Origin of the sequence: Marinobacterium ramblicola, from assembly GCF_019084545.1 — a bacterium.
Lineage (GTDB): Bacteria > Pseudomonadota > Gammaproteobacteria > Pseudomonadales > Balneatricaceae > Marinobacterium_D > Marinobacterium_D ramblicola.
Genome location: NZ_JAHREP010000001.1, coordinates 42,560 through 58,097, shown reverse-complemented (window position 1 = coordinate 58,097; position 15,538 = coordinate 42,560). Strand labels below are relative to the sequence as shown.

3 protein-coding genes (1 of these 3 only partly in view) are annotated in these 15,538 nt (G+C 61.5%); all 3 read right to left on the bottom strand.

The features are described 5' to 3' along the window. Positions 1 to 21: 21 nt before the first annotated feature. Entirely contained in the window at positions 22 to 8,628 is an 8,607-nt protein-coding gene (locus KQ940_RS00065; protein ID WP_217410611.1) for a two-partner secretion domain-containing protein, read from the bottom strand. 14 nt (positions 8,629 to 8,642) lie between these two features. Further along, positions 8,643 to 10,730 carry a ShlB/FhaC/HecB family hemolysin secretion/activation protein gene (locus KQ940_RS00060; RefSeq protein WP_217410609.1) on the bottom strand — a complete coding sequence of 696 codons (2,088 nt, stop codon included), beginning with the start codon at positions 10,728 to 10,730 and terminating at the stop codon, positions 8,643 to 8,645. Positions 10,731 to 10,830: 100 nt separating this feature from the next. Further along, positions 10,831 to 15,538, bottom strand: partial view of a VCBS domain-containing protein gene (locus KQ940_RS00055; protein WP_217410607.1) — the end only. The gene runs 23,012 nt beyond the window's last position; 4,708 of the gene's 27,720 nt are visible here — the last part of the coding sequence; the start codon falls outside the window, past its right edge — the gene reads right to left on this strand; its stop codon occupies positions 10,831 to 10,833.

Sequence of the window (15,538 nt, the reverse complement as noted above, 5' to 3'; positions counted from 1 at the left end):
TATTTACTCCTCAATTACAGGTCACACAGAAGTCTGTTCCTGTGTGCCCTCATTTTCCTCAGATTCGACCGGGACGATCAGCAGTTTCAATATCTGCAGCGCGCCCGTCAACGGATGTTTCGTTTCAATCTGAACGACGAAGGGTTTCGCGCCCGCCGGAATGATCCCCGACAGACGTGCCGACAGATCGGTGCCGATCAGCTCAATCCAGACCGGCAGCGGACCGCCGTCAACGGTGACGCTCACCAACTCAGATTCGCCCACCAGTTTGGCCAGCGAAATTCTGAACTCTTCACCGGTGTTCAGGTTGATCACCGGCGTCTCGATGCTCAGATTACCCGTTGCCACCTGATCCGTTGTCAGCAGCGCATAGCCGCCCTGACCCGCCGCGTTGATCACCTCACCGCCATACACCAGGTCAGCCTGTGTATTCAGCAGCGCCGGCGGGAACACCTGCTCGGTCTCGGAGCCAGCGATAACAGGATCGGTGGGGCTCTGGGTCGGGATACCGCTACCGGAGGAGGATTCCTGGTTGATGCCGCTGACGACGCGCATGTAGGTATCGGGATTCAGAGTTGTCGTGCCGTTGTAGTAGCCGTTGCCCGGACGGGTCACCAGATCGGCGGGCATATTGTCGTACAGCGTACTGAACACCAGGTATTCTGGCTCCAGTCCCGCCATCCGCTGGATGTAGTCATTGGCGCTGATGTCGTAAATCAGCCAGTTGCTGTCAGCCGCCAGGATCGCAGCATTGCCGGCCCCGGTGCGGTTATAGAACCAGGTGCCTGCTGCCAGAACCGCTGCATTGGCCGTATTGCCGTGTACCGTCATCGGGCTGTCGAGGAAGAGCTCGTTGCCGCTACGTACCCAGGCAGTCGACAGATCAGTGGCCCCCTGAAGCGTGATGCGGCCGTCCGCCTGCGCCAGCAGGTCCGCCGTAACACCGTTCACCTGTCCCAGGATCAGGTTACCGCCGGCACTCAGGCTACCGCTGTCGACCAGTGTCAGCAGACCGGTATGGGTCAGAGCACCGCCCGCACTCAGAGAGGCCGTACGGGCACCGTTCTCGCCAGCCATGCTCAGATCGCCGCTGGTGCCCACAACCAGAGTACCGGTACCGATGCTGTTACCCGCCGACTGCAGAAGTTCAGCCGCGGTCATCAGGATCTGGGCCGTATCGATAGTGGTCAGATCAGTATTCAGTTGCAGCAAACCGGCATCCGCCGCGAAGGTCAGACGGCCGCTGTCACTGTTCACCGCCTGAGCTACCAGCAGATCGCCACCAAGCGTCTGTACGTCGATATTGCCCGCCGCATTCAGACCGCTCAGGCCATCCACCGTACCCACGGTCAGACCATCGCTATCCACGTAGCTGATGTTGCCGCCGGTGGAGTCCGCCGCCAGTGTGCCGATGGCGTTCTCCGGGTTGTTCAGCGCGATGTCGTTGGTCGCCTCTGCACGCAGCAGACCCGCCATCATCGCCTTGCCGCTGTCCAGTACCTGATCGATGCTGTCCGCCAGCAAGCGGATCACACCGCTGGTACCGCCGATCTCCACTCGATCATTCAGTTGCAGTGCGCCGACCGCTTCCAGATCGATCACCTGATCGCTACCGGCGCTCAGACCGTTCAGGTCCGCTGCCGCGTGGTCGATGGTGCTCGCGCTGTTGACCGCCAGCACCTGATCCACGGTCAGGTTGCCGCTGTGAGCCAGGTACTGGCTACCCAGGCTGTCCGCCGCCAGCCGGTCCACGCTGGCCAGCTCGATGCGGTTGCTCAGGCTGCCGATATCGCCGCCGCTCTGCAGCAGTACATCGCCCAGGGTATCCAGCTCGGTGATGTTGCCATTGGCGCTATCGGTGCTGATGGCGCCACCCGCCAGCAGTTGCAGGGTACCCGTGCCGGAGGTGACCTGGGCGCCGCTGTTCAGCGCCAGCGCGCCCGTACCGCCGGTACGCAGGTCCACGTAACCGCTGCTGTCCGCCGATATGTTTTCGATCAGGGTCAGATCGCCACCCTGCGTAGTCAGGGTGATGTCACCCGCGCCGCCGGTGGTCAGACCGGCGTAGCTGCCATTGAAGCTGCCGCCAGCCGCGGTATCGCCCAGGTCATCGGTCACGAACGCTTCAACGCCACCCAACTGCAGCGCATCGGCGGCACCCAGCTTGCGCAGCCAGAGGCTGCCGTTATCGGCGTTGGCCGCCAGCGCGGAAGCACCCTCGATCTCGATGCGGTTGCTGTCGCTACCGATACTGCCGCCCGCCTGCAGCAGCACGCTGCCGTCGGTGCTGATCGAGGCGCTGTTGCTGGTCGCCTTGCCGCTGATCAGGTCGCTACCGGCCAACAGTTGGATATCGCCTGTGGTCGAACCGACCCGTGCGGCTGCACCGATAGTCAGGTCTGAAGAGCCACCGGAGCGGATATCCACCCAGCCATCGCCGACGGCGCTGACATCGGCGTTCAGCGTGATCGCACCATCGGTGGTACGCAGATCCACGTTACCGTCAGTACCGGCCACGACTGTGGCGTTGGTGGTCAGAGTACCACTGTTCAACGCGCGCATATCGATATTGCCGCTGTCGGTCGCCACCGCCTGAGCTACCAGCAGATCGCCACCAAGCGTCTGTACGTCGATATTGCCCGCCGCATTCAGACCGCTCAGGCCATCCACCGTACCCACGGTCAGACCATCGCTATCCACGTAGCTGATGTTGCCGCCGGTGGAGTCCGCCGCCAGTGTGCCGATGGCGTTCTCCGGGTTGTTCAGCGCGATGTCGTTGTTTGCCAGTACCTTGAGCGCACCGGCTGTCATCGCCTTGCCCGCATCGGTGTTCTGGGCAACGCTGTCCGCATCCAGCTTGATGATGCCGTCGGTTACCTGAACCTGCTCATCCAACTGTAGAGCTCCGGTCACCAGCAGGTCGATCACCTGACTGCCGCCGGCCACCAGACCGAAGTAGCTGCTCGGCAGCGCCAGCAGCGCAGCCGCTGTATCCAGGGCATTGGCGTTAACCACTCCCACTTCAGCGACGGTCATGTCACCGCTGTGACGCAGGAACTGACTGCCGGTAGCGGAACCGCTCTGGGTCGCAACGCCGGTTGCACCGGCGATCTCGATACGGTTGCTCTGACTGCCGATGACGCCATCGGCAGCCACCAGCAGCACGTCGCCACCGGTGCTTAACTCGATACCGGCGCCGGTCAGATCCGTCGCCGTGTTGGTGCCGATAGCGCCCGCCGAGAGCAGTTGCAGCGTGCCGCTGCCGGACTGGACCTGACCGCCGTCGATACGGATCGAGCCGGTACCGCCGGTGCGCAGATCCACATAGCCGCTGCCGTCAGCCGCGATGGTATCGAGCACTACAAGGTCACCATCGACCTTGGTCAGGGTGATGCTGCCATTGCTTCCGGCCAACGTGGTCAGACCTGACATCAGGCCACCGGTCTGGCTGACGCTGCCGCCGAAGGTTTCAGCGGTGTTCAGCGCGGTCGCCTGCCCGATCTGCAGCTCGGTGCTGTCCAGATGACGCAGCCAGATGCCGCCCGTACCGGCTTCCGCCCCCAGGCTATTTGGAACAGAAAACTCAATTCGATGGGTATCGCTGCCAATCGCATCGCCGGCCTGCAGCAAAACGGTGCTGCCGGTGGAGTCGATCAGCGCTTCGCCATCGGTCGCCTTGGTGGTGGTAATGCTGCCACCGGCCAAAAGCTGGATGGCACCGTTTTCGCTGGTCACCAGTGCAGTTTCGGGCGCGGCCTGATCGATAATAAGATCAGAGCCGACACCACCGGCCCGCAGATCGACGGTGCCGGTGCCGGTTGCGGTAACCGCCTTATCCAGCGTCAGGGCTCCGTTGCCGGTAGCAATACGGATATTGCCGTTGGCGCCAGGAGTGACGCCGGTTACCGAGCCCGCGGCGATCAAGCCGGTGTCGATGCCGGTTACTTCACCGATGGTCATATCACCGGCGTTGAGCAGGGTGATATCGAAACCATCGCTGTTCAGGGCCAGCGCCGCCATCTCGATCTGGTTGGTTTCATTATTCAGCAGGATCGCACCGCCAGCCACGTCCGCCGCAAGTACGGCCGTATTGATCTGCGACTGCGCCTGATCGGCAGCCTGGGTCAGGGCGCCGGCGGTTTTCAATGCGATCTGCGCGTCAGGCGCCTGGATACCGTCGCGATTCACCGTGGTCTGACTGATCAGACCCAGGTCGCTGGTGGTATTGGCGGTTTTGCCGGACAGCGTTATGCGGCCGACCTCGAGCGCGCGGGTGGTGTTCAGCTCGAGGCCGGAGTCGATGGTGAAAGCGCCGGCGAAGGTCCCGATCACATTGTTGTTCAGCAGTTTTGCCACACCGTCTGCGGTACTCAGATAGAGCGCAGTGGCGGTATTGGCGTCCGCATCACCGTCGGCAATGACCGCACTACCGCTCTGCAGGAAGGTGCCATTCTCGACCCGTGCACTCAGCGTATCGGCGGTGATGTTCTCGTTCTGGGTCAGATCGGCCACGACGCCGGGCGTCGTGCTGATCAACCGCAGGTCGATCTGGTCGGCGGTCAGACCCACGGTGGTGTCGGTGGCGGCCGGCAGGATATCTACCTGCCCGGTTGCGGTATCCGAGGTGTAACCCTCAACCCGCGTACTGCTGATCTGGCCGATATTCAGTGCCTGACCGGTGGTCACTACCAGATCGCCGAGCACGTCAGCCGCCAGCGTACCGATACGGTTGATCGCGGTAGCAACGAAATCACCGGCGCCCTGCAGGCGCAGCTCGTCGGCGCTGATCACCCCCTTGGCCACCAGCCCTTCGGAGGTGGTCAAATCGTTGTCGGTAATGATGGTCAGCGTGCCCGCATCGGTAGTGTTGGGCTGGCGTGCCAGGGTCAACGCCGAGTTGGCGATCACCTTGGCCGCATAGGCGTCGTTATTGACACCGGCCAACAGGGTCAGGTCGTCACGGAAGGTGGTGGGTGAACTGACGGTGATATTACCGCTCAGATCGGTACGACCGATGGTGATGTCGGTGAAACCTGTCCGCGAGGTATCCGCCGTGACCAGATCACTCAGCGCTACTGCCGTGGAGGAGCCATCCCTGAAGGTCACCAGATAGCTGCCGCTACCCTGGTTGAGTACGGTGGTGCCCTCGTAGCCCGCCAGATTTCGGATGGCCGTCTGGATATTGCTGCCCAATACCGCACTATCTGTCGCGTACGCGATGTCAGCTGTCAGCACGCCAGCGATATTCAGTTTGAAGTTACCGCCCGCGTTGCCGTTGATCAGCAGATTCTGCTGGGAGTCCAGACTACCTGCTGTCGCGGTAACCTGAGGTGCGCTCAGGAATACCGCATTGGCGCTGCCGTTGAACCAGTCCTCACCAAGGTACAGAAGTTTGCTGATGCCGTTTTCCGGTCGGCTACCTGCGTTGCCGAACACGATCTGGGTATCGGCACTCTCCGGCCTGATCACCAGATGGCCATCGCTGGACACCTGCAAACGGGACGAAGAGCTGTTGACGAACTCCATGGAGTCGGCAACGAAGATGATGTCACCAGTAGCCGTGCTCTTGTTTGCATCGCGACCGACATAGATGCTGTTACCGGTGGCGTAGATACCGAAGCTGTTCTCGCCGGCATCATCCAGGCGGCCGCCGGAGGTGCCCTGCAGCAGGATATCGCCACTGCTGCTGAGGATACTGGTGCCGTTGTCCTGCAGGCGGATACCGTGGTTCTGCTCCACCGAGTTCACATTACCGCCACCGCCCTGGCCGCTGACCAGAATATCGCCACTGTCACTCTGGATCAGCGCACTGTTGGCCAAAAGCACCCCGATATAGCGGTTACCGCCGGTAACGCTATCGCCTACACCGCTGGCATCGCCATCGATCAGGATATTACCGCTGGTGGTGGTCAGCGTAGCCTGGCCGGAGACACCTTCGCCGATAACGATGGCATCCTTGTTGCCGCTGTCGGTCTGATTCAACACCTGAGCGCGTACGCCAAGCTGACCGCTATCGGTGCTCAGGTAGGTTGCCGCACCGGTGATGCGTACACCGGCACCGGAGGAGTCGGACGCCTGGGTGTTGTCCGCCGTGCGGCCATAGATCGAGAGGTCGCCGCCCGCGGTTTCGATGCGGGTGTTGTGCAGGCGTACACCGTCGCTGCCGTCGGTATCTCCGGCGACGCCCTCGGCATAGTTGCCCGCACTGCCGAGACTGACATCGCCCCCGGTGGTGACGATCGTTACGTCGGACATTATCACCGCGCCCTGCCCGGAGCCGGTGACCACGTTCGGGTTGAACAGCAGGTTGAACGCGTTGCTACCATCGGAGTCGATGCTGACGCCCGAGAGCTTGATCGACTGATCGGAGTTGATGGTCAGGGTCTGCGTACCGGCCGCTGCCGCATAAATATCGAAGCTGTCCTGCAGGTAGCTGGTATACCCCGCCGTCAGCCCCGGCACGGCACCGCCAGTGACATTTATCGTGACATCGCTACTCAGCAGGTTGAGCACCGGGTTACCGGCAAAGTTGGTGCTCGCGGTGATTACCGGGCCGGAGGTGTTGCTCAGGTTAATGCTCGACGCGTTGAAGTCGATATCGGTGGCGCCGTTGAAGGTCAGGCTGCGCAGCGGGTTGGCCACACTGCCGATATCGCCGTTGAAGACGATCTTGCCGGCAGTCACGCCGGTGCCGGTCAGACCGGTGGTATCGAGAATAAGGTTCTGCGGTGACTGGGTCTGCGCCGTCAGGTTGGTCGAGGAGATAACCGGCGCGGCACTCAGCACCTGGCCATCGAACTGGATAGTGCCGCCGACGTTGTTGTAAACGCCGCCGGAATCGGAGCCCTGAGTGTTGATGGTGACACTGTAGCCATCATCCGCCAGGTAAACATCCTTGACGAACAGGACATCGCCCGAGGGGACACCGGCGCCGACACTCTGGGTTATCTTGGTGCTGACCGGGGTTTCATGGCGCAGATAGGCCACCTTGTTGAAGGTGATGTCGCCGCCATTGGTCGCCAACTGACCGAAGATCGAGATGATCCCGGTATCGCTCGGCGCGCTGCCGAACACCAGGTTGAGCGGGTTACCGTTACCGCTGGACGTGATGTCCACACCGGTATGCAGGGTAATATCGTTCCCCGCATCGAAGGTCAGAGTCGCCTCCGCACCCGTGGTCTTGGCGATGGAGGCAGTGATATCGATATCATTGGTCGCCTGAAGTGTGACATTGGTACCGACATTTAATGCGTTTTCGATGGAGGTATTGCTGACGGTAACATCACCGGCAGCCGCGTTACCGGTGATGTAGTCGCTTCCGGTTGCCGCCACCACCATGTTGGTCGGGTCCAGCAACCAGGAGCCGCCCTGACCGGACTCCGCCGATACATCGACACTACCGGTCACCCCCAGGCCACCGCGACTCGATGTCTCGACCCGGCCGCCTTCACCCTCTCCGGCGCCACGGGCGGTGATACTGCCGTCATGCAGGGTCTGCTCCGCGGACCAGAGCACGACCTCACCGCCCTCTCCGTTGTCGGTGGCATCGGCACTAATGCTGGCGTCCTGAGAGAGCGTGACACGATCCGCTTCGGCAATCTCACTCTGGTCGCCCTGCCAGCCACCGCCCACATGGACGGTACCACCGCCGGCCCTACCATCGACGTTGATGGTACCGCCGATCTCCACGTCGCCACCGGTGATCTGCACCTGGCCACCGGCCTCGCCGATATCATCGCCCCGTGCCTCGACGGTTCCCGCTATCATCGCCTTACCATCACCGGCATCGATACGAATACTGCCGTCACCGGCCACCGCCAGGGTATTGGCGCGGATGATACCGGTCTGGTTTATCGCGGCAGACAGCGCACCTCCGGCATGACGGCTCTGAATCAGTACCTTGCCGCCATCGGCGATGATCGCACCGCTGTTGGCGATCGCCGCTTCCGCACTGACCCCATCCATCTGCACACCGATCAGACCATCGGCGGTCAACTCAAGGCGCGCCTGATCGCCTGACAACAGGGCAACCTGTCCCGCCTCGGCGGTGATGGTACCGCTATTCTCGACCGTCTTGCCCGCCAGGACGACAAAGCCTCCGGTCCGGGTGGTTATCTGCCCCTGGTTGATCACATTGCCGCCGGCGGCCAGATCTTCCAACAGCAGTTGGCCATTGATGAACTCATCGCTGTCGGGCATCTGGCCCAACACCGCCAGACTCCCGACATCGATACGGGCACTGCTGCCGAACAGCACGCCCGCCGGGTTGGCGATGATCACTGTGCCCTGTGCATTGAGTTGCCCCAGAATCTGCGAGGGATCACCGGATAGAACCCGGTTCAGCGCCACATCAGAGCGCTGCTGCAGGAAGTTGACGATAGCGTCCGAGCCGATGTTAAACGAGTTCCAGTCGGTCACCAGTCGCGAAGTGTTCTGCTGGATACTCATCACATTGTCAGCCTGGGAGATGACCGCCTGGCCCTGCCGGATAACGGCACCGGACGGCAGTTCATCCACGGCGGGGGCAGCCTGCAGCTTCATCGACAGGCAGACCGAGGCCACGGCCAGGGACAGAAGTCGGGGCTTGACGGTAGGCGCTGAGCTCGCCCGATGGTTGTTCTTGGTCATTCCGGAGCCCTTCCTTAAAACAGAATCTTGCCAATCAACCAGAGACGACCCTGGTCATTCTTGCCGTCGCTATCGGTGCCTTCAGGCGTGGGGTTCGGATTGTCACCCGCCTTATGCGCATAGACGAGCTGCAGGTTTCCGCTCTCGCCATAGGTCAGACTCAGACCCGCACCGTAGCCCTTGAGGGTATAGCTGTTGGGACCGTCGTAGACGATGCCGGGGTTCAGCTCCGCGTACTGCGTAATGCCACCCACATCGTAGAACCCGAATGTCTCGACACGCCCCCAACCCGGTTGCGCCAGAATCTTGCGCAGCTCCAGGTTGGCCACCCAACCGTTATCTCCTATCCCCTCGCCCACCGGCCAGGCGCGAACCCCATCGGGTCCGCCGAGCTGGAACTTCTCGGCACTATCCAGGTTGCCGCTGGCCCACTGGCCGTTAACCGCGGCATTGAAGAACAGCCCATCCAGCAGCAGCGACTGGTAACGCTGCAACGAGTAGTTGATCTTGGTGAAGCTGCCCTCGGTCTGTACGCCATTGGCGTCGTTGAACTGGTAGCTGCTGCCATTTTCAAGACCGACGTCGCCCTGAGTGAGGGTCAGGCCCCAACGGGTCTGCCCCTTGTAACCGTCAATATGGTCGCCGCTGTAACCCAGACTGGCCGAAGTGATGTCACGGTCGTTTTCAACCGCACCGAACAGAATCGAGTTCTGGTAGTTTTTGAAATCCAGGCTGGCGTACAGATCCATGTTGGTCTGGGCACTGCGCATGAGTGGATAGCTGGCGAAAATCGATGCTGCGGACGAGTCGCTGGCGATATTCACCGGAACCGAGAAGCCTTGGTCCAGATTGAAGTCCACGCTCATCGCCGCATAGGAGAGACCGAGTCTCAGCCCGGAGTATCCGACCGGGAGATGTCCACCAATCTTGTAACTGCTGGAGTCTTCGGCCCCGACCAAGTTCAGGAAGATCTGCTCGCCATGGCCGCTGGGGCTGTTCAGGTTGATATTGGCGCTCAGGCGCTCCGATCCGGTATAGGTGCTGCCGTGGTTATCCGCCGTGACCAGCACGTTTACCAGGTCGTCATCCTCGACCTGCGCCACCACCTGGGTGGTACCCGGCAGGGAGCCCGGCTTGAGGTCGGTTTGAACCCGCTTCACGCCCGGTAGATCGTTCAACAGTCGGACCCGCTCCTCCAGCGCCGCCACATCCAGCGGCTCGCCCGGTTTGACCGCTTCGGCCAGATAGGCCGCTGCGACATCGGTCTTGAGACGGGCACTCTCGCCGGCGACGGTCAAGCCGTTATCCCCGGACTGCTCGTCAACAACCCCCTCCAGCACATCGACCCGCACGATGCCGTCACGGATCTCCTGCGGCGGCAGCCAGGCCTGCGCCAGGGCATACCCTCGGTCACGCAGCAGCCGTGCCAACGACTCCACCGCCTCGCCCAGCTCCTCAACGGTCAGTTCGCGATCCGACCACTGTGCCATATGCTCGGCGATCTCGGCTTCGCTCAGCAGGGTGACACCCTGGATATCGAAGCCTGCGACCTGAATCTTAGGTGTGGCATCCTGATAGGGCGTGACCGGTTTCAGCCCCTCGATCGCGACAGCCACCTGCTGGTTTTCCATAAACTGCATCTGAGAGAAACGCAAAACCGCATCAGGATGACCGTTGTCGCGCAGGAAGGTGAGCAGTTCGTTGGCCGCCAACTGAAACTCATCGAAGCTCAGCGCCTTGCCGCTCCAGGGCTCCATCACCTTCACCAGATGTTCGACGTTGACGTCAGCCCCATCCAATACCGGAATCGCATCGACGGCAAAGGTTCTCTGGGTCAGATCAACCGGTGGTGGCTCGATAGCGGGATCGATATTCGGCGCTGCCGCAGGGGCACGCAACACCACCTTGCCCTTCATCCGCTCGGGAATACGCATCGGGTCTGTAGCCGGATTGGTGGTATTCACACCCTCAGGCTGAGCAAACAGGCTCACCAGCTGGGGTTCGGAATCTGGTCCCTGAGCCAGCAGCAGCATGGGTGTCGCGGCCAGCACGGTTGTCGTCAGGGTCACCAACGGTTTAATGCCTGCTCTAGCAAACTTCATCCTGTTACCTCACAGGCCTTACGAAAGGGAGTGACCATTTTCGATCTTAAGGCGTCGCACCTATCCACTGTATCCATCACTTCTACATTCATTCCTGTTCTCAAGCCTGAGCCCGCTCCCAATTCCAACGGATTCGACCATTCCCGCTCAGTACCCCTGAGCGCGCCAGCGCCAGTGTCGATGCGGCACTCACACCCTCCAGAGCCGCTAGACCGGCACTTTCCGGCTGAGCCTCATTCGTCACAGGGGGTTCGTCAGTCGGAGCCTCTGCAGGCTGTGCATCAGGGGTATCGCCCTGGGTGTCATCTGGCTGATCTTCCGGCGCCTCTGCGGCACCGCCACCGGCTGCGGCGTTCGCAGCCCCCTCCTCTGCCGATGCTGCTTCGTCGGTATTACCGTCAGCTGTCTCATCTAACTGCTGCTTACGCTTGTCGTCATCCTCTTCGCTGCCGACATCAGGCAGGAAGGGATCCAGACCAGTATCCACTTGGGCTGCCGCTGCACCCGCCGGAGTGGTCTGATCAATTGGTGGCTGGGTAGTACCTGTAGTATCCCCTACCCCGGTACCAGCGCCAGTGGCAGTAGTGCCGGTACCTGTTTCTACCGGCTCACCGGTGGGCTCATTGGCGGGCTGTTCAATAGTACCGGTAGCAACGCCAGAGCTCAGGTTGAGACCGGAATCCAGCAGCCCCGGTGCAGCAGCAACGCTATCCCCCAGAGTGGAATCCGGTGTTGCCGGAAGGTCATTAACTGTCGGCTGGAAGAGACTGTCACCAAGAGTGGTTGTACTGAACACGACCTGTTGAGTTTCCTGGCCAGACTCACCTATATCCGGTGTAGTACCGCTCTGCATCTGCTCCAGCAGGCCCGCGCCACTGGTGCCGCTGGCACTACTGCTACCTGAGGTAGATGTCGTCTGCGTACCACCGGTTGTGGGCTGCTGATTGAACTCGAAACCGGCCTGGTTCTGAATCACGTTCAGGTAGCCGGTGATCCGGACCGAAACGGTGAATTCGGAACCATCGACGGAGGTCAGGGTGACCTGCTCCTCGATACTCTCATCGCGGGCCAGATCCGCCAGCGCCTGGCTTGCCGGATCCAGCTGGTAGTGCCAATAGCCGGCTGTATCCAGCGTCAGCCGGCCATAGGCGGTAGTCTGAGCCATCGCCTGGAACGCGGACTCGCCCTGGTCGGCATCCACGATCACCAGTCGACCGCTCTGCGACATCACCAGACTCTCGACCATATTGGCGATCGGCCCGCTGGTCGGATCAGGCGTTACCACTGGTGCATCGCCCTGTCCGTTGATGGTGAAGCTGAACGACTGAAGGGTGCCATCAGCCGTTTCAACACTGAAGCTGTCGCTCAGGCTCACGCCTGCTGCCAGCCCCTGCACCGCCGCACTGCTGTTATCCAGCGTGTAGCTCCACCTGCCATCGCTGCCCAGTACGAACCGGCCGTAAGCGCTGCTGCTATCCTGCGCCACGAACAGCGACTGTCCGGCATCGGCATCGCTGATCGCCAGCACGCCGTTAGCCTGCAGTACCTGGTCCTCACTCAGTACAGCCAAAGCACCGGTACTCGGCGTGATCACCGGCTGGTCATCCTGACCCTCTACGGTGAAGCTGAAGGTCTCTGTGGTACCGTCATCGGTTACCACGGTGAACTGATCGATCAGTTGCTGACCGGACACCAGATGCTGAACCGCAGAGCTGCTATTGGCCAGGGTGTAGGTCCAGCTACCATCGCTATTCAGTACGAAGCGACCGAGCGCGCTGCTGCTGTCCTGCGCGACGAACTGCGCCTGACCGGCGTCCGCATCGCTAATTGCCAACACACCGCTTGCCAACAGCTGCTGATCTTCGCTCAGCACCGCCAGCGCGCCGGCATCCGGTGTGATCACCGGCTGATCATCCTGACCGTCGATGTTGAAGCTAAAGGTCTCGGTGCTGCCGTCGGCAGTCACTACGCTGAACTGATCGATCACCTGCTGACCGGACACCAAGCCCTGAACGGCAGCACTGGTGTTATCCAGCGTGTAGCTCCAGCTACCATCGCTGCCCAGAACGAAGCGGCCATAGGTGCTGCTGCTATCCTGAGCCACGAACTGCGACTGACCGGCATCCGCATCGCTGATCGCCAGCACGCCGCTGGCCAACAGCTGCTGATCCTCGCTAACCATCGCCAGCGCACCGGCATTCGGTGTGATCACCGGCTGGTCATCCAGACCGTCGATGGCGAAGCTGAAGGTCTCGGTGCTGCCGTCAGCAGTCACCAGGGTGAACTGATCGATCACCTGCTGACCGGACACCAAGCCCTGAGCTGCAGCGCTGGCGTTGTCCAGCGTGTAGCTCCAACTGCCGTCACTGCCCAGCACGAAGCGGCCATAGGCGCTGCTGCTATCCTGCGCGACAAACAGGGACTGACCGGCATCGGCATCAATGATCGTCAATGCACCACTGGCCGACAGCAGCTGATCTTCACTCAGCACCGCCAGAGCACCATCACCAGCATTCGGTGCGATCACCGGCTGGTCATCGCTGCCCTGGATAGCGATGCTGAACTGGCGGCTGGTGCCATCAAGGGTAACCAACGTGAAACTGTCGATCAGCAGGTCCGCCGAGGTCAGCTGCTGAACAGCGGTCGATGCGTTATCGAGGCTGTAGCTCCAGCTGCCATCGGCGGCCAGCACGAAGCGGCCATAGGCTGAACTGCTGTCCTGCGCCACAAACAGCGACTGGCCGGCGTCCGCATCGGTCACCGTCAACGTGCCGCTGAGCTGGGTCACCTGATCCTCGGTCACCTGCTGGCTACCCGGGTCGGAGATCACCGCTGCGTTGTTACGCCCTTCGATGCTGACCTCCAGGGTACGGGTGGCACTGCCATCGGCACTGCTCACCTGGAACCGCTCGATACGCACCTCGCCGGCATTCAGGTACTGGATGTCGCCGTTGCGGACGACATAGCTCCAGCTGCCATCCTCGGCGATGCTCAGCTCACCCAACGGATTGGCCGACAGCGCCGTGACCACACTGCTGAAGATCGCTTCGCCGGCATCCACATCACTGATGGAGAGCTGACCGCTGGCGGTCAACATCTGATCCGCAGCGGCGTTATCCGCATTCTCCACAACACTCACCGGCGTCGGTTCAACGCCACCGATAACGGTGCCATCGTTGGTACCCAGCAGATCGATGGCAACGGTAGCGGTACTGCCATCCAAGGTGGTGACCACCAGGGTGTCGGTGACGCGTTCACCGGCACGCAGAGCCTGCACGGCCGCGGCGCTGTTGTTGATCAGATACTGCCACTGGCCATCGGCGGTGAGGGTGAAGCGACCAAACGCGGTATTGGCATCCATATCCAGATAGCGCGTTCTCAGCTCCAGATCGGCACTGTCGGCCAGACGGCCGGACGCGGAGTTGATCAGCGCATCATCTTCGGTCAAGGTCGCGGTGACCGATCCGGGCGCATCGGTGGAGCCGGACACCTCGATCGTAACGGTTGTGGTACTGCCGTCGGTGGTGATCACGGTGAAGTACTCGACCCGCAGATCGCCATCCTTCAGCGCCTGCACCTGGGCGTTGACGGTTTCACTGAAGCCACTGGCGTCATTGCCCAAGTCGTAGCGCCAGCCGCCATTCTCGTACACCGTCAGGTAACCGTACTGCCCCTGCTGGCTATTGGTGGCGCTGTTGAAGGTGGCGAAACCGCCGGTCAGCGCCGGGTAGGCGATACGACCGGAGATGCTGTTGTTCAGCTCCTCCGTGACGCTGCCTTCGCCGTAGTAGGTGTAGCTACTTCCACCGCCGGTACCACCGCCGGTATCACCCTTGACGAGGGTCGCACCGGAGATCAGCAGCTCGTCGTTGGCGCCGGAGGCGTATTCGCGATCGGCGAAGATGCCCATCTCGCCCGCTTCGCCGAGTACGACAACGCTCACCACCTTGCTCAGCAGGTTGATGGAGCCGGTACCCGGCAGCAGACGATGGCTGTCACCGAGACTGCCGACCAGAGTATCGATCGACAGGCCGCCGATCAGGAAGTTGGTTCCCGTATCCGGCAGGATGAAGTGATTACCCGGCAGGCCGGTCGCGATCGCGCTGGTGTCGGTGCTCTGCATCAGCACGGGAACACCCAGGTCGTAGTTGACCTGTGCTTCGTCACCGGCCACCAGGCGTCGGCTCTGATCGGTGGAGCTGATACGGATCTGATCGGCACCCGCGCCGCCAAATACAGCAGCTTCACCTCCGCCCAGCACGATGCTGTCCACATCGCCAGAAGTGGCGGACGTGGTCATCAGTTGTTGCAGGCGGGTGCGCTCGACACCGTCGATATTGGTGTACTGCTCATAGACCACATCACCGGCATCACCAAAGGCTATGGAGCTGTCACCCGTCTGGGTAAAGGCGGTCAACGAATCGGCACCGGCGCCGCCGAAGATCAGCTTGTCGCCGGCAGCGGTTACCACCTGATCCGCACCACCCAATGTGGGCTGGGTCACACCGGCGAACAGGTGCTGGCGCACACCATCAGCCGCGGTCAGACGGCGATAATCCAGGTTGTCGCCGGAGATTACATCGTCGGTACGAACCCCTGACTGTATACGGATGTTGTCATCGGCGACACCGCCCGCGATCACCTGATACTCGGCAATCGCGCCGCTGTTCTGGTCATCGCCGGAGAGGGTCAGGGTAATGGTATCGTTGCCACCGCTGGACGGATCGCCATCCAGGGTCGCGAAGCTCTGTAGACGTCCCTGCACGTCGAAAGCAATGTTGGCGTTGTCGCCCGCGATCGCACGTTCG

Excerpts from the sequence above, each read along its gene's own strand:
- KQ940_RS00060 (WP_217410609.1), bottom strand. The coding sequence starts at position 10,730 with ATGAAGTTTGCTAGAGCAGGCATTAAACCGTTGGTGACCCTGACGACA.
- KQ940_RS00065 (WP_217410611.1), bottom strand. The coding sequence starts at position 8,628 with ATGACCAAGAACAACCATCGGGCGAGCTCAGCGCCTACCGTCAAGCCC.